Annotated in this window: 17 protein-coding genes; 13 read left to right on the top strand and 4 right to left on the bottom strand. The window is 67.8% G+C overall.

The genetic code is table 11. From position 1 onward, the window contains the following. Positions 1–62 precede the first annotated feature (62 nt). The 10 genes from M8R19_RS24955 (at position 63) to pgaD (ending at position 17662) form a co-directional block, all read left to right on the top strand. Complete coding sequence (locus tag M8R19_RS24955; protein ID WP_249919226.1) at positions 63–860, top strand: putative hydro-lyase; 798 nt, start codon at positions 63–65, stop codon at positions 858–860. A 422-nt stretch (positions 861–1282) separates the two neighbouring features. Then, positions 1283–2125: an ABC transporter substrate-binding protein gene (locus tag M8R19_RS24960; protein ID WP_249919227.1), complete on the top strand. Its 843-nt coding sequence runs from the start codon at positions 1283–1285 to the stop codon at positions 2123–2125. 34 nt (positions 2126–2159) lie between these two features. Continuing rightward, entirely contained in the window at positions 2160–3668 is a 1509-nt protein-coding gene (locus tag M8R19_RS33225) for an amino acid ABC transporter permease/ATP-binding protein (protein WP_009621253.1), read from the top strand. Between the two features lie 12 nt (positions 3669–3680). Then, on the top strand, positions 3681–4346 hold the full coding sequence (locus M8R19_RS24975; RefSeq protein WP_074980030.1) for a GntR family transcriptional regulator: 666 nt from the start codon (positions 3681–3683) through the stop codon (positions 4344–4346). 17 nt (positions 4347–4363) lie between these two features. After that, a complete protein-coding gene (locus M8R19_RS24980; RefSeq protein ID WP_249919228.1) occupies positions 4364–5215 on the top strand; it encodes an urea carboxylase-associated family protein in 852 nt (283 codons plus the stop codon). Between the two features lie 289 nt (positions 5216–5504). Further along, a complete protein-coding gene (locus M8R19_RS24985; RefSeq protein ID WP_249919229.1) occupies positions 5505–10370 on the top strand; it encodes an NAD-glutamate dehydrogenase in 4866 nt (1621 codons plus the stop codon). 1129 nt (positions 10371–11499) lie between these two features. Continuing rightward, positions 11500–13884, top strand: coding sequence for a poly-beta-1,6 N-acetyl-D-glucosamine export porin PgaA (gene pgaA, locus M8R19_RS24990; protein ID WP_249919230.1), 2385 nt, complete (start codon positions 11500–11502; stop codon positions 13882–13884). Positions 13885–13893: 9 nt separating this feature from the next. Then, positions 13894–15897 (top strand): poly-beta-1,6-N-acetyl-D-glucosamine N-deacetylase PgaB, encoded by a 2004-nt coding sequence (pgaB, locus tag M8R19_RS24995; protein ID WP_249919231.1) that lies wholly within the window; start codon positions 13894–13896, stop codon positions 15895–15897. Further along, positions 15894–17219 (top strand): poly-beta-1,6-N-acetyl-D-glucosamine synthase, encoded by a 1326-nt coding sequence (gene pgaC / locus M8R19_RS25000; protein WP_116426150.1) that lies wholly within the window; start codon positions 15894–15896, stop codon positions 17217–17219. Before pgaB ends, pgaC begins: the two co-directional genes overlap by 4 nt. Beyond that, positions 17219–17662, top strand: a complete 444-nt coding sequence (pgaD, locus tag M8R19_RS25005) for a poly-beta-1,6-N-acetyl-D-glucosamine biosynthesis protein PgaD (RefSeq protein ID WP_074980018.1) — start codon at positions 17219–17221, stop codon at positions 17660–17662. Before pgaC ends, pgaD begins: the two co-directional genes overlap by 1 nt. Before the next feature lie 6 nt (positions 17663–17668). Here pgaD and M8R19_RS25010 read toward each other — a convergent pair whose 3' ends face one another. Further along, positions 17669–17893 (bottom strand): hypothetical protein, encoded by a 225-nt coding sequence (locus M8R19_RS25010; protein WP_074980016.1) that lies wholly within the window; start codon positions 17891–17893, stop codon positions 17669–17671. A 203-nt stretch (positions 17894–18096) separates the two neighbouring features. Between M8R19_RS25010 and M8R19_RS25015 the strand changes: the two genes are divergently transcribed. Beyond that, positions 18097–18630 (top strand): hypothetical protein, encoded by a 534-nt coding sequence (locus M8R19_RS25015; protein ID WP_249919232.1) that lies wholly within the window; start codon positions 18097–18099, stop codon positions 18628–18630. 130 nt (positions 18631–18760) lie between these two features. On the opposite strand, the gene M8R19_RS25020 is transcribed toward M8R19_RS25015, so the two are convergent. Next, entirely contained in the window at positions 18761–18973 is a 213-nt protein-coding gene (locus M8R19_RS25020; RefSeq protein ID WP_249919233.1) for a helix-turn-helix domain-containing protein, read from the bottom strand. 124 nt (positions 18974–19097) lie between these two features. On the opposite strand from M8R19_RS25020, the gene M8R19_RS25025 reads away from it, so the two are divergent. Then, a complete protein-coding gene (locus M8R19_RS25025; RefSeq protein WP_371263854.1) occupies positions 19098–19541 on the top strand; it encodes a helix-turn-helix domain-containing protein in 444 nt (147 codons plus the stop codon). Here M8R19_RS25025 and M8R19_RS25030 read toward each other — a convergent pair. Then, on the bottom strand, positions 19538–20407 hold the full coding sequence (locus M8R19_RS25030) for a DUF6685 family protein (RefSeq protein WP_249919234.1): 870 nt from the start codon (positions 20405–20407) through the stop codon (positions 19538–19540). The genes M8R19_RS25025 and M8R19_RS25030 overlap by 4 nt on opposite strands. A gap of 201 nt (positions 20408–20608) precedes the next feature. Between M8R19_RS25030 and M8R19_RS25035 the strand changes: the two genes are divergently transcribed. Next, positions 20609–21640, top strand: a complete 1032-nt coding sequence (locus M8R19_RS25035) for a quinone-dependent dihydroorotate dehydrogenase (protein WP_009621290.1) — start codon at positions 20609–20611, stop codon at positions 21638–21640. An 83-nt stretch (positions 21641–21723) separates the two neighbouring features. On the opposite strand, the gene rmf is transcribed toward M8R19_RS25035, so the two are convergent. Beyond that, entirely contained in the window at positions 21724–21942 is a 219-nt protein-coding gene (gene rmf / locus M8R19_RS25040; RefSeq protein ID WP_009621292.1) for a ribosome modulation factor, read from the bottom strand. Positions 21943–21965: the final 23 nt, after the last annotated feature.

Here is a 21965-nt window from a genome sequence, read left to right on the forward strand (position 1 = left end):
TTGGACGGCCTCGGCGCCGGCCGACTAGAACGGGGGCCTTGCCCACCATCAGGAGACCGCCGATGACCCCGGCCCAGCCCCACGATCTCGCCTCCCTGAGCCCGCTCGAACTGCGCCGGCTGATCCGCCGCGGCGACTACGCCGGGCACACCAGCGGCCTCGGCCAGCGCCACCTGCAGGCCAACATCGTGATCCTGCAGCGTTCCTGGGCCGACGAATTCCTGCGCTTCTGCGTGCTCAACCCGCGCGCCTGCCCGCTGCTGGACGTCACCGAGCCCGGCTCGCCGCGCTTCCACAAGCTCGGCGTCGACATCGACGTGCGCAGCGACGTGCCGCTGTACCGCGTGTACCGCCGCGGCCAGCCCCACCGCGAAACGAGCGACATCGGCGAGCTGTGGGAGGCCGACTTCGTCGCCTTCGCCATCGGCTGCTCCTTCTCCTTCGAGCAGGCGCTGCAGGACGAAGGCATAGCCCTGCGCCACATCGAGCAGGGGCGCAACGTGGCCATGTACCGCACCCATATCGCCAACACCCCCTCCGGGCGCCTGGCCGGCCACATGGTGGTGTCGATGCGCCCGCTGAAGGCCGCCGACGCGGTGCGCGCCAGCCAGATCACCGGGCGTTTCCCGCTGACCCACGGTGCCCCGGTGCACATCGGCGACCCGGCGCTGATCGGCATCGCCGACCTGCAGGCGCCGGACTACGGCGAGCCGGTGGCCCTGGCCGCCGACGAACTGCCGGTGTTCTGGGCCTGCGGCGTCACCCCGCAGGCGGTGCTGGCCGAGGCCGAGCCGGAGCTGTTCATCACCCATGCGCCGGGCTGCATGCTGGTCAGCGACCTGCTCTACGGCCAGCTCTGAGTCCCGCGCCCGGGGCGCCTGTTGCGGGGGAAGCTCGGCTGCCTGGGCGCCCCCGCTACCCTTGCATGCCCGCTACCGCGCAGGCGCTGCGCCAGGCCATCTACGCCTGGCTCAGCCCGCAGGCGGCACGGATAACGGAGCGTTTCCCGGCGTGTTACCGGCCACCTTAGGCCGTGCAGCCTGCTCGTTGCCTGGTTTGTCGCTGTTACCGCCGGGGCGCTGGGTAGCCTTTCGCTAGCACGCTGCTCCATTTGGTAACGCCCGCCCCGTAGTGGGGCATGTGGGGGCCGGCACTTCCCCCCAAAAGAGCGGATTTTTTCCTTCCCAACGCCATTTTCAGTCGGCCTTCTTATTAATTGGCATCAAGTTTGATTACTCGTAACGGAAATATTGTTGAACAATCACCATGCGAGGGCTTCACCATGAAACAGCGATTTGCAGGCAAGGCGGGCTGGCTGGCGGCACTGGCGTTGCCCGGCGTACTGGCGCTGGCCGCACCGGCCATGGCGGCGGTAACCGGCACCCTGGAGGAGGGCCGCTTGAGCATCGGCTCGGACCTCACCTACCCACCCTACGCCTACCTCGAGCAGAGCCAGCCCGCCGGCTTCGACCCGGAGTTCATGAGGGCGCTGGGCAAGCAGTTGAAGCTGCAGCCGGAGTTCCGCGACACCCGCTTCGCCAACCTGGTGATGGGTGTCAACGCGCGGCGCTTCGACGTGGTCGCCTCGGCGCTCTACGTCACCCCCGAGCGCGCCCGCCAGGTGGACTTCCTGCCGTACCTGAAGAGCGGCGCCTCGCTGATGGTGCGCAGCGACGACGACTTCCGCCCGCAGCGCGCCGAGGACCTGTGCGGCAAGCGCGTGGCCTCGATCAAGGGCGGTTCGTGGATTCCCAAGTTGCTGGAGGTGTCGCGCGACTACTGCGAGGCCCAGGGCAAGCCGGCGATCCAGTCGCGCGAGTTCCCCACCTCGCCCGAGGCCGCCCAGGCGCTGCTGGCCAAGGCGGTGGACGTGCAGTTCGAGAACGCCGCGGTGGCCAAGATCACCGCCGAGAAGCTGCAGGGCCGCCTGCAGATCGCCTCCCGCGAGCTGATCTACCCGGTGGTCATCGGCCTGGCCGTGCGCAAGGGCAACGGCGAACTGCTCGACGGCCTGCGCCAGGGCTTCGAGGCCATGAAGCAGGACGGCGAATACCAGGCCCTGCTGGCGCGCTACAACCTCGCCGAACCGAGCGCGGCGGACGTCGCCCAGGCGCTGGGCAACTGAACCGACGACCGGCCGAGCAATACGGAGCAAGAACATGCATTTCGATTGGCACTATGCCCTGGGCCTGCTGTGGAACGCCGATTTCTGGCGCGCGGTGGGCACCGTGGTGGAGCTGAGCCTGGAAACCTGGCTGCTGGGCATCGTCCTCGGCTTCCTGGTGGCCCTGGCCCGGCAATCGTCGCGGCGCTACCTGCGCGACGCGGCGGCGCTGTATATCTGGTTCTTCCGCAGCCTGCCGCTGCTGGTGCTGCTGATCTTCGTCTACAACCTGCCGCAGGTCTTCCCCGGCACCAGCGCGCTGCTCTCCAACCCCTACGGCGCTGGGCTGATCGCCATGGTCCTGAGCGAGACGGCCTATATCGCGGAAATCCATCGCGGCGGCCTGCTGGCGATCGCCAAGGGCCAGCTGGAGGCCGGCAAGGCGCTGGGCATCGGCTACCGCGGCGTGCAGTGGCTGATCGTGATTCCCCAGGCGCTGCGCGTGGCGTTGCCGACCCTGGCCAACGAGTACATCACCATCGTCAAGCTGACCTCGCTGGTCTCGGTGATTTCCCTCAGCGAAATCCTGTTGGTCGGCCAGCAGCTCTACACGCAGAACTTCCTGGTGATGGAGACCATGCTGGCGGTGGCCTTCTACTATGTGTTCATCGTCACCGTGTTCAGCTACCTGCTGCGGCGCCTGGAGAACCATCTCGACGTCACCCGCCGGCAGCCGCGCCCGGTGCCGGTCGGCGAGCTGCCGGCGGTGGTTTCGCGGCGCAGCGAGGCCAGCGCCGGGCAGGGCGCCTTCGCCCTGCAGGTGCGTGGGGCGCGCAAGCACTACGGCCAGTTGGAGGTGCTCAAGGGCATCGACCTCGACGTGCGCTGGGGCGAGGTGGTGTCGATCATCGGCCCCTCGGGTTCGGGCAAGACCACCCTGATCCGCACCCTCAACGGCCTGGAAGCGCTCGACCAGGGCGAGGTGACTCTCTGCGGCAAGCCGTTCCTGCGCGGCGCGCGCGAGCCGGGCGGGCCGCTGGGCAACAAGGTGCACATGCAGGGCATCGTCCAGGTCGGCATGGTGTTCCAGGGCTTCAACCTGTTCCCGCACAAGACGGTGTTGGAGAACGTCATGCTCGCCCCGCACCACCATGGTCACGCCGACGCCGCCGAGCTGCGCCAGCTGAGTCTGGCGCTGCTGAACAAGGTGGGCATGCTCGAACACGCCGGCAAGTACCCGCACCAGCTCTCCGGCGGCCAGCAGCAGCGCGTGGCCATCGCCCGCGCGCTGGCCATGCGCCCGGCGGTGATGCTGTTCGACGAGCCGACCTCGGCGCTGGACCCGGAGCTGGTCGGCGACGTGCTGGCGGTGATCGAGGAGCTGGCCAAGGAGGGCATGACCATGGTCATCGTCACCCACGAAATGAACTTCGCCTTCCGTCTGTCCGACCGCGTGGTGTTCATGGAGGCCGGGCGCATCGTCCAGGCCGGGCCGCCGCGCGAGCTGCTGGAGCAGCGCAGCGAGCGCATGGGGCGGTTCCTCAAGGACGTCCAACTGGCCTGAGGAGGGCCGCAGATGAAAAACAAAGATGCCGGCGGCCTGTCGCTGTCGGCCCAGGTCGCCAACGAACTGCGCGAGGACATCATCGGCGGGCGCCTGCTGCCGGGCATGGCGCTGGTCGAGAGCGAGCTGGTGAAGGGCTACAACGCCTCGCGCAACACCATCCGCGAGGCCCTGCACCAGCTCGGCCGCGAGGGCCTGGCCACCTACGTGCGCAACAAGGGCGTGATGGTGCGCCGCCTGGGCCTGGCCGAGGTGCGCGACATCTTCCTGGTGCGGCGCACCCTGGAGCTGCAGGCGATCCTCGCCAGCAAGCCGCTGCGCGAGTACCAGTCCGACCGCATGCTGGAGGCCATAGAGGCCGCCGAGCTGGCCCAGGATCGCGAGGACTGGCAGGCCTTCGGCACCCACAGCCTGCACTTCCACCAGCACATCGTCGGGCTGATGCGCAGCCCGCTGTTCGACGAGTTCTTCGCCAACGTCGCGGCGCAGATGCGCCTGGTGTTCTCCCTCGCGCCCAACGAGGAGAACTTCCAGCGCCCCTGGATCGACCGCGACCGGCACATCCACGACCTGCTCGGCGCCGGTCGCAAGCACGAGGCGGCGGAGGCCATGGCCAGCTACCTCGAGGATTCCGAAAACGCGCTGCTGGACCTGCTCAGCACGCCCCACTCCCTCTGAACCAGGAGACACCGAACATGTACAAGGACTATCCCGCCGCCTACCAGGCCAACAAGGGTTCCGCCCTGCAGGTGGACAAGGCGTTCTACGACCGCCTGCGCGAGGGCAAGGGCGCGCGCAGCCTGATCGAGCAGTTCGAGGTGCCGATCCGCACCGGCCGCGCCTGGAAGGTGCCGGCCGGGCACCTGTTCCGCGTCACCACCCCGGTGGGCCCGCAGGTCGGCGACTTCAACGTGTGGAACGCCAACGACCCGCGCGAGCGCATGTGGGCCGCACGCACCCGCCAGCTGCAGGGCGCCCACGTCAGCACCTACGACCGCCTGTGGTCGAACCTGCCGTTCCTCCGCCCGCTGCTGACCATCACCGACGACAGCCTGGCCGCCTACGGCATCGACGAGCACGGCGGGCGCGTGCACGACCTGCTGGGCACGCGCTGCGACCCCTACGTCAACAAGATGCTCACCGGCGAGGACTTCCACCACCATTGCCACTCGAACCTGACCCGCGCGGTGCTGCCCCACGGCCTCACCGAGTTCGACGTGCACGACGTGCTGAACATCTTCCAGTGCACCGGCCTGAACCACGACGACATGTACTTCATGAAGGCCTGCCCGGCGAAGCAGGGCGACTACCTGGAGTTCTTCGCCGAGATCGACGTGCTCTGCGCGCTGTCCACCTGCCCGGGCGGCGACCTGTCGCTGCCCATGTGGGGCCCCGAGGCGCAGGACCCGTTGAGCGTCTGCCGCCCGCTGGGCGTGGAGATCTACCGCGTCGAGCCGGCCCTGCTCGAAGGCTGGCAGCCGCCGCAGCGCGCGGCCTACGACGGCCTCCACGGCCTGCGCCTGCAGAAGCCCGACTGGGAGCGCTGAGCCCGCCGCGACGGGCGTGCCGGCCAGCGGCCGGCACGCCCCGTTACCCCTGCATGAACGAATATGTCGCGGCTTGGTAATCCCATTGCCGCGCCGTCTCGTTAAGCTCCGCAAGTGAATCGTGACCGGGCGGTCCGGCCGCCTACCTGGATGCTTCCCCTGCCTGGATTAATGCCCAGCATCTGCTGAACTTCATCGGAAGACGGTGGCTCGGCGCCACTCCCGGGGCGATTCGCAGCTCGAGAAAGCCCTTGCTTCACCCAATGACAAGCCAAGCGGAGCATTGACCATGGCGTTCTTCACCGCGGCCAGCAAAGCCGATTTCCAGCAGCAACTGCAATCGGCCCTGGCGCAGCACGTCGGCGAAAAGGTGCTGCCACAAGTAGCCCTGTTCGCCGAACAGTTCTTCAGCCTCATCTCCCTCGACGAATTGACCCAGCGCCGCCTGTCCGACCTGGTCGGCTGCACCCTGTCCTCCTGGCGCCTGCTGGAGCGCTTCGACCCGGCCGAGCCGGAAGTGCGCGTGTACAACCCCGACTACGAGAAGCACGGCTGGCAGTCCACGCACACCGCCGTGCAGGTGCTGCACCCGGACCAGCCGTTCCTGGTCGACTCGGTGCGCATGGAGCTGAACCGCCGCGGCTACAGCATCCACACCCTGCAGACCACCGTGGTCAGCGTGCGCCGCAACGCCAAGGGCGAGCTGCTGGAAGTGCTGCCGAAGAACAGCCAGGGCAAGGACGTGCGCCATGAGTCGCTGATGTACCTGGAGATCGACCGCGCCTCCCACGTCGGCGAGCTGCGCACCCTGGAGAAGACCCTGCTGGAAGTGCTGGGCGAGGTGCGCCTGGCGGTGGCCGACTTCCCGGCCATGCGCGGCAAGGCCGAGGAACTGCTGGCCTGGCTCGGCAAGTCGAAGGCCAAGGCCCGCGCCGAGGAGACCGCCGAGGTCCGCGCCTTCCTCGAATGGCTGCTGGACAACCACTTCACCTTCCTCGGCTACGAGGAATTCACCGTGGTCGACGAGGGCGACGGCGGCCGGGTGAACTACGACGAGAAGTCCTTCCTCGGCGTGACCAAGCTGCTGCGCACCGGCCTGAGCAAGGAAGACCTGCACATCGAGGACTACGCGGTGGCCTACCTGCGCGAGCCGCTGCTGCTGTCCTTCGCCAAGGCCTCGCATCCCAGCCGCGTGCACCGCCCGGCCTACCCGGACTACGTGTCCATCCGCGAGATCGACGCCAAGGGCAAGGTACTGCGCGAATTCCGCTTCATGGGCCTGTTCACCTCCTCGGTGTACAACGAGAGCGTCAGCCACATCCCGTCGATCCGCGGCAAGGTCGCCGAGGTCGAGCGCCGCTCCGGCTTCGACGCCAACGGCCACCTGGGCAAGGAGCTGGCCCAGGTGCTGGAAGTGCTGCCGCGCGACGACCTGTTCCAGACGCCGGTGGACGAGCTGTACAGCACCGCCATGGCCATCGTGCAGATCCAGGAGCGCAACAAGATCCGCCTGTTCCTGCGCAAGGACCCGTACGGCCGCTTCGCCTACTGCCTGGCCTACGTGCCGCGCGACATCTATTCCACCGAGACGCGGATCAAGATCGAGCAGGTCCTGCGCGAGCGCCTGAAGGCCAGCGACTGCGAGTTCTGGACCTTCTTCTCCGAATCGACCCTGGCCCGCGTGCAGTTCATCCTGCGGGTGGACCCGAAGACGCGCATCGACATCGACACCAAGCTGCTCGAGGAAGAGGCCATCCAGGCCTGCCGTTCCTGGCAGGACGACTACGCCGCGCTGGTGGTGGAGAACTTCGGCGAAGGGCAGGGCACCAACATCCTCGAGGACTTCCCCAAGGGCTTCCCGGCCGGCTACCGCGAGCGTTTCGCCCCGCACTTCGCGGTGGTCGACCTGCAGCACCTGCTCAGCCTGTCCGATGCCCGCCCGCTGGTGATGAGCTTCTACCAGCCGCTGGCGCAGAGCGAGCAGCAACTGCACTGCAAGCTGTACCACGCCGACGCGCCGCTGGCGCTGTCCGACGTGCTGCCGATCCTGGAGAACCTCGGCCTGCGCGTGCTCGGCGAGTTCCCCTACCGCCTGCGCCACGCCAACGGCCGCGAGTACTGGATCCACGACTTCGCCTTCACCTACGCCGAAGGCCTGGACGTGGACATCCAGCAGCTCAACGAAATCCTCCAGGACGCCTTCATCCACATCGTCAACGGCGACGCCGAGAACGACGCCTTCAACCGCCTGGTGCTGACCGCCAGCCTGCCGTGGCGCGACGTCGCCCTGCTGCGCGCCTATGCCCGCTACCTCAAGCAGATCCGCCTGGGCTTCGACCTGGGCTACATCGCCAGCGCGCTGAACGCCCACGTGGACATCGCCCGCGAACTGGTGCGGCTGTTCAAGACGCGCTTCTACCTGGCCCGCAAGCTCACCGCCGAGGACCTGGAAGACAAGCAGCAGAAGCTCGAACAGGCCATCCTCAGCGCCCTGGACGACGTCCAGGTGCTCAACGAGGACCGCATCCTGCGGCGCTACCTGGACCTGATCAAGGCCACCCTGCGCACCAACTTCTACCAGCCCGACGCCGCCGGCCAGAACAAGAGCTACTTCAGCTTCAAGTTCAACCCCAAGGCGATCCCCGAGCTGCCCAAGCCGGTGCCCAAGTACGAAATCTTCGTCTACTGCCCGCGCGTCGAGGGCGTGCACCTGCGCGGCGGCAAGGTCGCTCGCGGCGGCCTGCGCTGGTCCGACCGCGAGGAGGACTACCGCACCGAAGTGCTCGGCCTGGTCAAGGCCCAGCAGGTGAAGAACGCGGTGATCGTCCCGGTCGGCGCCAAGGGCGGCTTCATCCCGCGGCGCCTGCCGGTGGGCGGCAGCCGCGACGAGATCCAGGCCGAGGCCATCGCCTGCTACCGCATCTTCATCTCCGGCCTGCTGGACATCACCGACAACCTCAAGGAGGGCGAGGTGGTGCCGCCGGCCAACGTGGTGCGCCACGACGAGGACGACCCCTACCTGGTGGTGGCCGCCGACAAGGGCACCGCGACCTTCTCCGACATCGCCAACGGCATCGCCGCCGAGTACGGCTTCTGGCTGGGCGACGCCTTCGCCTCCGGCGGCTCGGCCGGCTACGACCACAAGGGCATGGGCATCACCGCCCGCGGCGCCTGGGTCTCGGTGCAGCGGCACTTCCGCGAGCGCGGCATCGACGTGCAGAAGGACAGCGTCACCGTCATCGGCATCGGCGACATGGCCGGCGACGTGTTCGGCAACGGCCTGCTGATGTCCGACAAGCTGCAGCTGGTGGCCGCTTTCAACCACCTGCACATCTTCCTCGACCCCAACCCGGACCCGGCGGTGAGCTTCGCCGAGCGCCAGCGCCTGTTCAACCTGCCGCGCTCGGCCTGGTCGGACTACGACGCCTCGCTGATCTCCGCCGGCGGCGGCGTGTTCCCGCGCAGCGCCAAGAGCATCACCCTGAGCCCCGAGGTGCGCGCGCGCTTCGACATCCAGGCCGAACGCCTGACCCCCACCGAGCTGATCAACGCCCTGCTCAAGGCGCCGGTCGACCTGCTGTGGAACGGCGGCATCGGCACCTACGTCAAGTCCAGCAAGGAAAGCCACGCCGACGTCGGCGACAAGGCCAACGACGCCCTGCGCGTGGACGGCCGCGAGCTGCGCGTGAAGGTGGTGGGCGAGGGCGGCAACCTGGGCGTGACCCAGCTCGGCCGCGTCGAGTTCGGCCTCAACGGCGGCGCCTGCAACACCGACTTCATCGACAACGCCGGTGGCGTGGACTGCTCCGACCACGAGGTCAACATCAAGATCCTGCTCAACGAGGTGGTGGCCGCCGGCGACATGACCGGCAAGCAGCGCAACGTGCTGCTCGCCGAGATGACCGAGCAGGTCGGCGACCTGGTGCTGGGCAACAACTACAAGCAGACCCAGGCGCTGAGCCTGGCCGAGCGCCGCGCCCGCGAGCGCATCGCCGAGTACAAGCGGCTGATGAGCGACCTGGAGGCGCGCGGAAAGCTCGACCGCGCCCTGGAGTTCCTGCCCAACGACGAGGCCCTGGCCGAACGCATCGCCGCCGGCCAGGGGCTGACCCGCGCCGAGCTGTCGGTGCTGATCTCCTACAGCAAGATCGACCTCAAGGAGTCGCTGCTCAAGTCGCTGGTGCCGGACGACGACTACCTCACCCGCGACATGGAGACGGCCTTCCCGCAGACCCTGGTGGCCAAGTTCGGCACGGCCATGCGCCGGCACCGGCTGAAGCGCGAGATCGTCAGCACGCAGATCGCCAACGACCTGGTCAACCACATGGGCATCACCTTCGTGCAGCGCCTGAAGGAGTCCACCGGCATGACCCCGGCCAACGTCGCCGGCGCCTACGTGATCGTCCGCGACGTGTTCCACCTGCCGCACTGGTTCCGCCAGATCGAGCAGCTCGACTACCAGGTGCCGGCGGAAGTCCAGCTGACCCTGATGGACGAACTGATGCGCCTGGGCCGCCGCGCCACCCGCTGGTTCCTGCGCAGCCGCCGCAACGAGCAGGACGCCGCTCGCGACGTGGCCCACTTCGGCCCGCGCATCGCGGCCCTGGGCCTGAAGCTCAACGAACTGCTCGAAGGCCCGACCCGCGAGCTGTGGCAGGCGCGCTACCAGGCCTACGTCGACGCCGGCGTGCCGGAACTGCTGGCGCGCATGGTCGCCGGCACCAGCCACCTCTACACCCTGTTGCCGATCATCGAGGCGGCGGACGTCACCGGCCGCGACCCGGCCGACGTGGCGCGCGCCTACTTCGCCATCGGCAGCGAGCTGGAGCTGACCTGGTACCTGCAGCAGATCAGCAACCTGCCGGTGGAGAACAACTGGCAGGCGCTGGCCCGCGAAGCCTTCCGCGACGACCTCGACTGGCAGCAGCGGGCGATCACCGTCTCGGTGTTGCAGATGCAGGACGGCCCGCAGGACATGGGCGAGCGCGTGGCGCTGTGGATCGACCAGCACCGCGAAATGGCCGAGCGCTGGCGCGCCATGCTGGTGGAACTGCGTGCCTCCACCAGCACCGACTACGCCATGTACGCGGTGGCCAACCGCGAACTGCTGGACCTGGCGCAGAGCAGCCAGCACGGCGCGAGCGTCGCTGCCTGATGCCCGCCGGCTGAGCCGGTCGTTGTTCCCGAGCCCCGCCTTGTGCGGGGCTTTTTTTGCCCGGACGTCAGGTGGGGAGCTGCCTTGCCGCTTTTCGTAGGATGGGTTGAGCCTTGGCGAAACCCATGCGGCCATGGCGATGGGTATCGCTTCGCTCAACGCCATCCTACGACGGCCCCACCCACACCATTTCCATGTAGGAGCGCGCCCTGCGCGCGAATCGCGGACAGAGTCCGCTCCTACCATACCGGCGGGCACGGCTTCTCGTAGGAGCGAGCTTGCTCGCGAACAGACTCCGCTGCGGGGCTCATTCGCGAGCAAGCTCGCTCCTACGAAGAGCCCCGCGGCGCGGCCTATGGAGAAGGAGAACCACCGTCGTAGCAGCGGACCTTGTCCGCGATAGCCAGACATATCGGCGCGGTTCGCGGATAGGATCTCCTACCCCACACCCACCTCCGATCCCACCTGTAGGAGCGCGCCCTGCGCGCGAATCACGGACAGGACCTGGGCACGGCTTCTCGTAGGAGCGAGCTTGCTCGCGAACAGACTCCGCTGCGGGGGGGCTCATTCGCGAGCAAGCTCGCTCCTACGAGGAAATGTCGCCCGAAGGATCCGTTTGAGATCCTTTCGCGTTTCACTCTATTTCGAAATGTTTGGTTACATTTCTGGCCGCTCTTTCGGAAGGAACGGCTATGGTCAATGGCTATTAGCCATCTTTCGACAGTTTTCCGGAAGACAGGAATCAATGTCGATATTTATCGATATTAAAGGTCCTGAATGACATGTATGGCTAAGCCGTAGCTTGCCTCCGTCAAAAAATCGCTTTGCCAGGTTTTGCCCTTGTTCGTCAATTTACTGGCTTTTATCCGGATAGGCTGGGTGGATCGCTGTAGGACGTCAGCGTTTTTTCACGAACGGCAGTTGACTAAATTCTGACGGAAAGCTTTTCTTCTCGCCTGAATGTCAATAAACCGGCATGCGGCGGCTGCGTCAGTTATCGACAGAGTGTCGGCTTTCGCGCGGCTTCCATGCAGTTAGGGATGATTGCTTCGTGGTGCCCAAAACTTCCTTGTCCTTCCTTGCTTCACGGCCGCTCCCGCGAGGGCTGTCCCTTGGCGGGTGCCTGGCCGTGCTGCTGCTCGGCAGCGCCTGGGCCCAGGCCGCCGAGGATTACGACCAACTCGTGCGCGAGGCCCGCGCCGGCAATTACCAGCCGGCCTTGCAGCGCCTGCGGCAGAGCCCCGACGACCCCGCGCGCCTGGACGATCACCTGATCATCGCCGGCTGGGCGGGACTGGACGAGGAGGTGCTGCAGACCTACCAGCGCCATCCTCAGGCGCGGTTGTCCAGCGGCGCCTGGGCCTCGGTGGCGCGGGCCTATCGCAACCTCAAGCACTGGCCCCAGGCATTGGAGGCCTACCGTCGCGGCCTGGCCGCCTACCCCGGCGACCAGGTCCTGCTGCAAGGCCAGGCGATGACCCTGGTGGATGCCGGGCGTGGTCCTGAGGCGCTGCAGAAGGCCGCGGCCCTGGTCGCCGCCGCGCCGCGCGATGCCGAGCGGCGCCTGGCCCTGGCCTATGTCCACCAGCAGATGGGCGAGCCCTATGCGGCGCTGTTCCAGGTGGACCAGGCCCGCCAACTGGCCCCGCAGCAAAGCCGCGTGCTCAGCGAATACGTCGATGCCTTGCAGGCCGCCGGCCTGCCGCGCCAGGCGCTGGCCTTCGGCGAGCGCCACCCCGGTGTGCTGTCGGCGGCGCAGCAGCGCAGCCTGCAGGCCGACCGCGTCGCCGAGCTGGTGCGCCTGGCGGAAGTGTCGCCCCTGCGCGACAGCGAGCGCTTCGTGGTCGCTGACCGGGCCATCGCCCTGGCCGACCAGTCCCTCGCGCAATGGGCCGGCGACCCGGCCGCGGCGCAGGAAGTGCGCCGGGTGCGCATCGACCGCCTGGGCGGCCTCTATGCCCGGGCGCGCATGGCCGAGGTGGTCGAGGAATACGAGCGGCTGCATGCCGAGGGCGTGCAACTGCCGCCCTACGCCCTGCGCTGGGTCGCCGGCGCCAGCCTGTACCAGCGCCAGCCGGAGCGGGCCGCGGAACTCTACCGCCAGGTGATCGCCAGCGAGAACGACAAGGACAGCGACTGGATGGACGACCACCAGGGGCTGTTCTACGCCCTGGTGGAAAGCGAACGACTCGACGAGGTGCCCTCCCTGAGCGATGGCCTGGTGGCGCAGCAACCGATGCGGCTGCATCCGCCGGGCATGGGTGTGGCCCTGCCCAACGACGACTGGCTGGAGGCCCGCCTGCTGCAGGCCAACGGCCGGTTGTACCGCAACGACCTGCCGGCGGCGCAGCAGGACTACGAAAGCCTGGTGGAAAGCGCGCCGGACAACTCGCGGCTGCGCACCGGCCTGGCCAGCACCTACCTGTCCCGCGGTTGGCCACGGCGCGCCGAAGACCAGCTGAAGATCGCCGAAAGCACCGACCCGCGCGGCGTGGCCCTGGAAACCGAGCAGGGCATGGTGGCGCGCGAGCTGCAGGAATGGCGGCAGCTGGACCTGCTGGCCGACGACGTCATCCAGCGCTTCCCCGAACAGTTGCAGGCCCAGCGCCTGGACTACCTGCGCCAGGTCCACCACATGGCCGAGCTGCGCATCAGCGCCTACGGCGGCCATGCCAATGGCGGCGAGGTCAACGGCAGCCGCGACCTGGGCTTCGACAGCGTGCTCTACAGCCCGCCCATCGCCGACCACTGGCGGCTGTTCGGCGGCGCCGGCTATGCCACCGGCGATTTCGAGGAAGGCACCGGGCACTATCGCTGGCAGCGCGTCGGCACCGAGTGGACCGGGCGCAACACCACGCTGGAGGCGGAGGTGTCGCACAACGATTACGGCGACGGCGACAAGCTGGGCCTGCGGCTGTCCGGCGTCCACGACATCGATGACCAATGGCAGTACGGCTGGAGCGCCGCGCGCCTGTCCCGCGAGACACCGCTGCGGGCGCTCAACAGCGGCATCCGCTCCGACCGCCTGGACGGCTACCTGCGCTGGCGCCAGAACGAGCAGCGCGAATGGCGCCTGGCCTATTCACCCTCGCACTTCAGCGACGGCAACATGCGCCACGAACTCGCCCTCACCGGCAGCCAGCGTGTCTACAGCTCGCCCTACCTGGTGGCGGACCTGGGCCTGGAGGTTTCCGGCAGCCGCAACAGCAAGTCGGAGGACGTTCCCTATTTCAACCCGAAGTCGGACTTGCTGCTGCTGCCCAGCCTGAACCTGGAGCACACCCTCTACCGCCGCTACCAGACGCGCTGGACCCAGCAGGGCCAGCTCGGCGCCGGCAGCTACAGCCAGCAGCACCACGGCACCGGCGCCGTCGGCCTGCTCGGCTACGGCCAGCGCCTGAGCCTGGACGACCGCTTCGACGCAGGCTTCAACCTGTCCGCCGTCAGCCGCCCCTACGACGGCGACCGCGAACTGGACTACCGCCTGGTCTTCGACCTCAGCTACCGCTTCTAGGACCCGAACATGAGAGCCACCTACCGTTTCCTGCTGTTGGGGCTGGCGCTGCTGATCGGGGCTTGCGCCAGCGAGGCGCCCCCCTTCGTCGAGCCGGCGCAACGCACCCTCGCCGCCAACGAGAAGCCCTGGCCGTCGGGGCGCATCCTGACCCTGGCCTACCACGAGATCGCCGACAGCGACGCCAACCAGGCCTTCATGACCGTGCGCACCGCCAACCTGGTGGACCAACTGGCCTGGCTGCACGAGCAGGGCTTCCAGGCGATTTCCGTGGACCAGCTGCTGGCCGCCCGCGCCGGCCGCGGCAGCCTGCCGGAGAAACCCCTGCTGCTGAGCTTCGACGACGGCTACAGCAGCTTCTACCAGCGCGTGCTGCCGATCCTGAAGGCCTACGACTGGCCGGCGATCATGGCGCCGGTGGGCGTCTGGCTGGATACCCCGGACCAGCAGCGCGTGGACTTCGGCGGCCTGGCGGTGGAGCGCCGGCGCTTCCTCACCCGCCAGCAGCTCGCGGAAATCGCCCGGTCCGGCCTGGTGGAAATAGGCGCGCACACCGAGGCCCTGCACTTCGGCGGCCCCGGCAACCCGCAGGGCAGTCAGCTGCCGGCAGCGGCCAACCGCCTGTACCTGGCCAATGCCGGGCGCTACGAAACCGAGGCCGAATACCGCAACCGCGTGGGCATCGACGTCAAGCGCATCAGCCGCACCCTGCAGGGCATCACCGGCAAGGCGCCGCGGGTGTGGGTGTGGCCCTACGGCGCGGCCAGCGGCACCGCCTTGCAGGTGGTCGGCGACGACGGCTACGCCCTGGCCCTGACCCTCGAGGATGGCCTGGGCAGCATCGACCACCTGGACAACCTGCCGCGCTTCCTGCTCAACGGCGACCCCAACCTGCATCACTTCACCTCGGCCATCAGCCGCGTCCAGGCGCAGGACAACCTGCGCGTTGCCCACGTCGACCTGGACTACGTCTACGATCCCGACCCGCAGCAGATGGAGGCCAACCTCGGGCAACTGGTGCAGCGCATCGCCGACCTGCGCATCAACACCGTGTTCCTCCAGGCCTATGCCGACCCGGTGGGCGATGGCACGGTGAAAGCGCTGTACTTCCCCAACCGGCACCTGCCGATGCGCGCCGACCTGTTCAACCGCGCCGCCTGGCAGCTGCGCACCCGCGCCGGCGTGGAAGTGTTCGCCTGGATGCCGGTGCTGGCCTTCGACCTGTCGCCGCAGCTGCCGCGGGTGCAGCGCTGGGACCCGCACAGCGGGCGCCTGGAGATCGACCCGCAGCAGTACCGGCGGCTGTCGCCGTTCGACCCCGAAGTGCGCCAGCAGATCACCGAGATCTACGAGGACCTGGCCGGGCACGCCGCCTTCGCCGGCCTGCTGTTCCACGACGACGCGCTGCTCTCCGACTTCGAGGATGCCGGGCCCCAGGCGCTGGCGGCCTACCGCGCGGCCGGCCTGCCGGGCGACATCGCCAGCCTGCGCGGCGATGCGCAGACGTTGCAGCGCTGGACGCGCTTCAAGAGCCGCTACCTCATCGACTTCACCCGCCAGCTCGCCGAGCGCGTGCGCGCCGTCCGCGGCCCGCAGGTGCAGACGGCGCGCAACATCTATGCGCTGCCGATCCTCGAACCGCAGAGCGAAGCCTGGTTCGCGCAGAACCTGGACGACTTCCTCGCCGCCTACGACTGGACCGCGCCCATGGCCATGCCGCTGATGGAAGGCGTGCCCCTGGAGCAGTCCGAGGCCTGGCTGCAGCGCCTGGTGCGCGAAGTGGCCAAGCGCCCCGGCGCGCTGCAGCGCAGCGTCTTCGAACTGCAGGCGCGCGACTGGCGCGAGGGGCGCGAGGCGCCCATCGACGCCGCGCAGCTGCGGCGCTGGATGCACCGCCTGCAGTGGGAGGGCGTGCGCAGCTTCGGTTACTACCCGGACGATTTCGTCAACGACCAGCCCGAGCTCAAGGCGCTGCGTCCGGCCATCTCCAACGCCTGGTACCCCGAGCCATGATCGATCGCATCGTTGCCTTGCTGGTCCTGCTGCTGTTGCTCGGCGGCCCGATCGGCGTAGCCATCGTCCTCACCGGCGAGATACTGCTGAACTTCGTGTTCTTCTACCCACTGTTCATGTCGGCCCTGTGGATGGCCGGCGGCATCTATTTCTGGGCGCACTGGGAGCGCCACTGGGCCTGGCCGGAGGACGTCCCGCATCTCGCCGGCGAGCCGCTGGTGTCGATCCTGATCCCCTGCTTCAACGAGGGTGACAACGCCGCCGACACCATAGGCGCGGCCCTCGCGCAGCACTACCCGAACATCGAAGTCATCGCCATCAACGACGGTTCCTCCGACAACACCGCGCAGGTGCTCGATGCCCTGGCCGAAGGCGAGCCGCGGCTGCGCGTGCTGCACCTGGCGCAGAACCAGGGCAAGGCCGTGGCCCTGCGCATGGGCGCGCTGGCCGCGCGCAGCGAGTACCTGGTGTGCATCGACGGTGACGCGCTGCTCGACCCCAACGCCGCGGCCTACCTGGTGGCCCCGCTGATCGACAACCCGCGGGTCGGCGCGGTGACCGGCAACCCGCGCATCCGCACGCGCTCGACGCTGATCGGCCGCGTCCAGGTCGGCGAGTTCTCCTCCATCATCGGCCTGATCAAGCGCACCCAGCGCGTCTACGGGCGGGTCTTCACCGTCTCCGGCGTGGTCGCCGCGTTCCGCCGCACGGCCCTGGCGCGGGTCGACTACTGGAGCACGGACATGATCACCGAGGACATCGACATCAGCTGGAAGCTGCAGCTGGACCACTGGTCGATCTTCTACGAGCCCCGCGCATTGTGCTGGATCCTCATGCCCGAGACCCTCCGCGGCCTGTGGAAGCAGCGCCTGCGCTGGGCGCAGGGCGGGGCCGAAGTGCTGCTGAAGAACATCCGCAGCATCTGGACCTGGCGCTACCGCTACATGTGGCCGCTGCTCATCGAGTTCAGCCTGTCGGCGGCCTGGGCCTTCACCTTCCTGCTGTCGATCCTGCTCTGGGCGCTCGGCCTGGTGGTCGAGATGCCGCCCAGCCTGCGCGTCGCCGACATAGTGCCGCCGGCCTTCACCGGGCTGCTGCTGGCCTGCGTGTGCCTGCTGCAGTTCGCCCTGAGCCTGCTGATCGAGCGGCGCTACGAGCGTCACCTGGCGAGTTCGCTGTTCTGGGTGATCTGGTACCCCTTCGCCTTCTGGCTGGTCACCTTGCTGACCACCCTGGTGAGTTTCCCCAAGGTGATGCTCAAGGCGCGCCAGACCCGGGCGCGCTGGACCAGCCCCGACCGTGGCATCAAGAGGAGTTCGTGATGAACCTGATCAAGACACCGCAGCACTGGCTGCCCCGGAGCCTGGATGTTCTGCTGACCCTGTGCGCCTGGGCGGTCTTCGTCTGGCTGATGGAGCGCGGCATCGCCAGCCTGCTCGCCAGCGGCTGGCGAGGGCCGCGCCTGGACTGGGGCGGGCAGTTCCTGCAGACGCTCGATACGCTGATGGTCTATGTGCTGTGCAGCGCCTTGATCGCCGCGCTGCTGGTGTCCTGGGCCCGCTACAACCAGATTCGCGCGGCGCGCTACGAGCGCCGCTCACGCATGCCCGACCTGTCCCGGCAGGCGCTGTCGCGCAGCTTCAACATCAGTGGCGATACCCTGGCCCGCCTGCACGGGGCCCAGGTGGTGACCCTGCACAACGACGAGCATGGCAACCTGGTGTGGGTGGAGAACCCGGCGGAGATGGAAGTCGAGGCGCCCTGAGCGGCCTCAGCTGCCGGTGTCGTCGTTGCGCTCGTGGTGCGGTTCGGTCAGGGCGCGGCGGTAGCGCGCGTAGAGGTCGCTGTCCATGTTGCTGGCGCTGAGGATCTTCAGGGCGAAGGCCTTGACCTCGGCGTCGCTGTACGCCCGCTGGGGCTCGGTGGCGGCCGGTTGCGCGGCGCAGCCCACCAGCACGGGGACGGCCAGCACCAGGCTGGAGAGGGATCGGAACATGGCGGGTTCACCCGGGGCATGGAAAGTGGGAATGGACTAAGGCTAGCGATGGCCCGCCGGCCAGGGAAATCATCCCGGTCGATAGTCGCTATCGTCCGAGCCGACTTCCGACACCCGGGAGCGCCAATAGGTTCCGGCGGCCCAGCAAGCCGGGCCGAATCCGGCTATCCTTCGCGGCCTTCGCCACTTCCCGGGACCGCGCCATGAAAGAACAGCTCGTCGAACTCCTCACCCTGATCAGCTCCGGCTGCATGGGCGCGGAGGAAATCCGCCAGATCGCCGAGGATGCCGCCGCGGCCTACGCCGGCCCCGAGGCCTTCCTCGCCGCCAACCCGGACATCAACTACGACGACAGCTTCCCCATCCCGCTGGGCGAGTGGGTGGTGGTCGGCAGCCTGCCGGACATCGTGCTGTTCCAGGGTGATGACTACAAGGAACTGTTCGAAGGCATCCGCGCCTCGTTCGACGCCAGCGTGAACTTCGTGCTGCAGGCCAAGCAGCTGCACAAGGCCGAGCCGCTCGCCGCGCTGAAGCGCATCCAGGTGCAGCTCGGCGCGCTCTATCCGGAAAAGGGCGGCTACGTGCTGCTGGACTTCAGCGAACCACTGGACGACGAGCTGCAGGCGGTGCTGGTGTACCGCTGCGACCTGGAAAAGGTCATGGCCCTGTGCCTGGAAATCGGCATTCCGGCGGCGCCGGCCTACGAGAGCCTGGTCGAGGCCAGCCGGGAAGAGTGATGCCCCCTCGGCCGCCGTCCTTCCGGCGGCCCCTGCCAGGGAAAAACGCCCTGGCTATTCTCCAGGCACGGCGGATGACCACGCACCTGCTCCCGGTGGGCTGCTTATAAGTGTGGGAGTTCCGGCGTGTTCAGGGCTTTGGTTTCCCGTCTGAGCGTAGGAATTCTCTGAGGTCAACCAGGCGATGTCCTGCAATTACCCGCGTCGGCAGCTTGCCGTTGGCGATCCATTCCTCCAGAACCTCCGGCTGATCGGACATCCCGAGCAATTCGGCGAAACGCTCGAGGCTCAAGTAATAGGTTTCGTCCTCGGGAGCGGGGGAGAAGGGTTCTTCCACTTTCATGTGGTGTCCTGCACCATGGCCTGCGCTATTAGGGGAGGGAGACTAAATGACTCTCTCGAGACAATACACTAAATATTAGTGTTTTTGTATGGTGCTTCGAATGTCCGGAAATGGATTACAGATCGTGAAGAAACGTTTCCTTTTTACCGCTGGGGAAAGACTGCGTGGCCTGCGTGAGCTGACCGGGCTCAAACGCCCGGAATTCGCCAAGATCGTCGGCATGAAGGCCAAGACGGTGGAGAACATCGAGTTCGGTCGCCAGCGCATGCGCGACGAGGATTTCGAGAAGGTCTGCAGCGTCTATCCGGATTTCGCCCGCTGGATCACCTACGAAGGGCCCATCGACTCGGCGTCGGTGGCCTGGGAGATCGCCGATTCGGCGCAGTCCGCCGCCGTCTACCTGGTGGAGCAGAACCCCGCATTGCTGGAGAGCAGCAGCCTCAGCCTGGAGGAGTGGCGCAACCGCCACCACGACGTGCTCGAGCGCCTGCGCCAGGAGCCGGGGCGCGAGCTCGTCGCAGAGACCGACGACGATGACGACGAGTCCGAAGAAGAGACGCGGGACTAGGCGACGCAGCCGCGCAGGTAGCCCAGCAGGTCCGGGGCACCGATGTTGCGCAGGCCGGCGCCGAATTCGTCGGCTTGCGGGTGGTCCTTGGGCAGCAGCAGGGATTCCGGCGTTTCGCTGTTGAACAGGCCGAAGCGCGCATAGGGCAGGCCGGTGTCCAGCAGCAGGCCCATGAACCCGGCATCGCTCCAGGCCTGGGTCGGCATCGCCAGCATGTGGTAGCGCCGCTCCAGGTCGTCCAGGGCGCTGCCCTGCAGGCTGAACTGGCGCACCCTGCCGGGCAGGCGCAGTTCCAGGCCGCGGCGGCGCGCATAGGCCACCGCGCAGGCGAACGCCTCGGTGTGGTTGTCCAGCTCCAGGAACAGCCGCTGGCCATGCCAGTCGGCCCGGCGCAATTGCAGCTCGATGCCGCGCTCGAAGCCGGGCAGGGCCTGCCCAAGCGCCTTGCCGAAGTCCCGGTAGCTGATGATCCGCACCTTGCGTCCGGCATCACCGGCCGCCACGGCTTCGAAGTCGGGTAGCGCCGAATTCGCCAGGGAGCCGCGGGTGCACAGGCCGTCCACCTCGCGCAGGTCGACATCGTGCAGCTCCAGCAGACGGGAGCCAACCAGTTTCTTCAGTGCGGCATGGGCGCGCGCCTTGTCTTCCTGCACCGGCCCGGACAGGGCGCCGCGCGGCAGGTCGATCAGGCGGTACAGCGGCGCGCCGGACTGCCAGCCGATGCCGCTGGGCGGGCTCGCCGGTGCGCTGAAGCTCAGGGCCAGGGACCGGGTGCGCTGCGAGACCTTGTGCAGGTCGGCGTTGCCGAGCCCCAGGCGCTGGGCGATGGCCGCGAGACGCTGGACCATGTTGCGGGGTGGATTCATGATCGAAGGCAAACTCCCGATGCCCGGCCGACAGCCTTAAGCATAGGTAAGCCAGTCGCGGTTGTGCTTCCGGGCAGTGACAAATGTTGCTTCCTTCCTTTCAAGGGCGAGCGCCATGCCGGGCCCGCCGCGGCCGCGCCTCGCCTAGGGGCAGGCCGGCCGGCTATACTAGCGCCCCATTTTGCCGACCGATGCCCGACCATGTATAGCCTGGCCCGCGAGCTGCTGTTCAAACTCTCCCCGGAAACCTCCCACGAGCTGTCCATCGATCTGATCGGCGCCGGCGGCCGCCTGGGGCTCAACGGCCTGTTCTGCCCGAAGCCGGCCAGCCTGCCGGTGCAGGTCATGGGCATCGACTTCCCCAACCCGGTGGGCCTGGCCGCCGGCCTGGACAAGAACGGCGACGCCATCGACGGCTTCGCCCAACTGGGCTTCGGCTTCGTCGAGATCGGCACCGTCACCCCGCGCCCGCAGCCGGGCAACCCCAAGCCGCGGCTGTTCCGCCTGCCGCAGGCCACCGCGATCATCAACCGCATGGGCTTCAACAACCTGGGCGTCGACCACCTGGTGGAGCGGGTCAAGGCCGCGAAGTACCGCGGCGTGCTGGGCATCAACATCGGCAAGAATTTCGACACACCGGTCGAGCGCGCGGTGGACGACTACCTGATCTGTCTGGACAAGGTCTACGCCCACGCCAGCTACGTCACGGTCAACGTCAGTTCGCCGAACACCCCGGGCCTGCGCAGCCTGCAGTTCGGCGACTCGCTCAAGCAACTGCTGGAGGCCCTGCGCCAGCGCCAGGAAGACCTGGCCGAACAGCATGGCCGCCGCGTGCCGCTGGCGATCAAGATCGCCCCGGACATGACCGACGAGGAAACCGCCCTGGTCGCCGCGGCGCTGGTGGAGGCGGGGATGGATGCGGTGATCGCCACCAACACCACCCTGGGCCGCGAAGGCGTCGAGGGGCTGCCGTTCGGTGACGAGGCCGGTGGCCTGTCGGGCGCGCCGGTGCGCGAGAAGAGCACCCACACGGTCAAGGTGCTGGCTGGCGAGTTGGGTGGCCGCCTGCCGATCATCGCCGCGGGCGGCATCACCGAGGGCGCCCATGCGGCGGAGAAGATCGCCGCCGGCGCGAGCCTGGTGCAGATCTACTCGGGCTTCATCTACAAGGGGCCGGCGCTGATCCGCGAAGCGGTGGACGCCATCGCCCAGGCGCAGCGCGCGGGCAAATAAAAAGGGCTCCTTTCGGAGCCCTTGGGCTTACGCCCTGCCGCCCGGATGGGGCGTGCCTTGGGGAAATCGGTGTGATCCTTTGGTCAACTGGTGGCGTGTTGCATCTGATTCAGACGTTGAAGACCGGCGGTGCCGGTGAGGCCATCCCAGTTGTCGCCGCGACCCTCGCGCCAGCCGTTGAGCCAGGACTGCCGGGTGGTGGGATGGGTGAAAGGACAGAGATCGCGAGACTTGCCACTGATGCCGTACTGGTAACCGCGCATAAAGGCTCTTTCCAACGGATCACGCTTGAGTCTTCTCATAGGGTGTTGCCCTCACTTGTTGA

The organism is Pseudomonas sp. R3.Fl, assembly GCF_023516765.1.
Taxonomy (GTDB): Bacteria; Pseudomonadota; Gammaproteobacteria; order Pseudomonadales; family Pseudomonadaceae; genus Pseudomonas; species Pseudomonas citronellolis.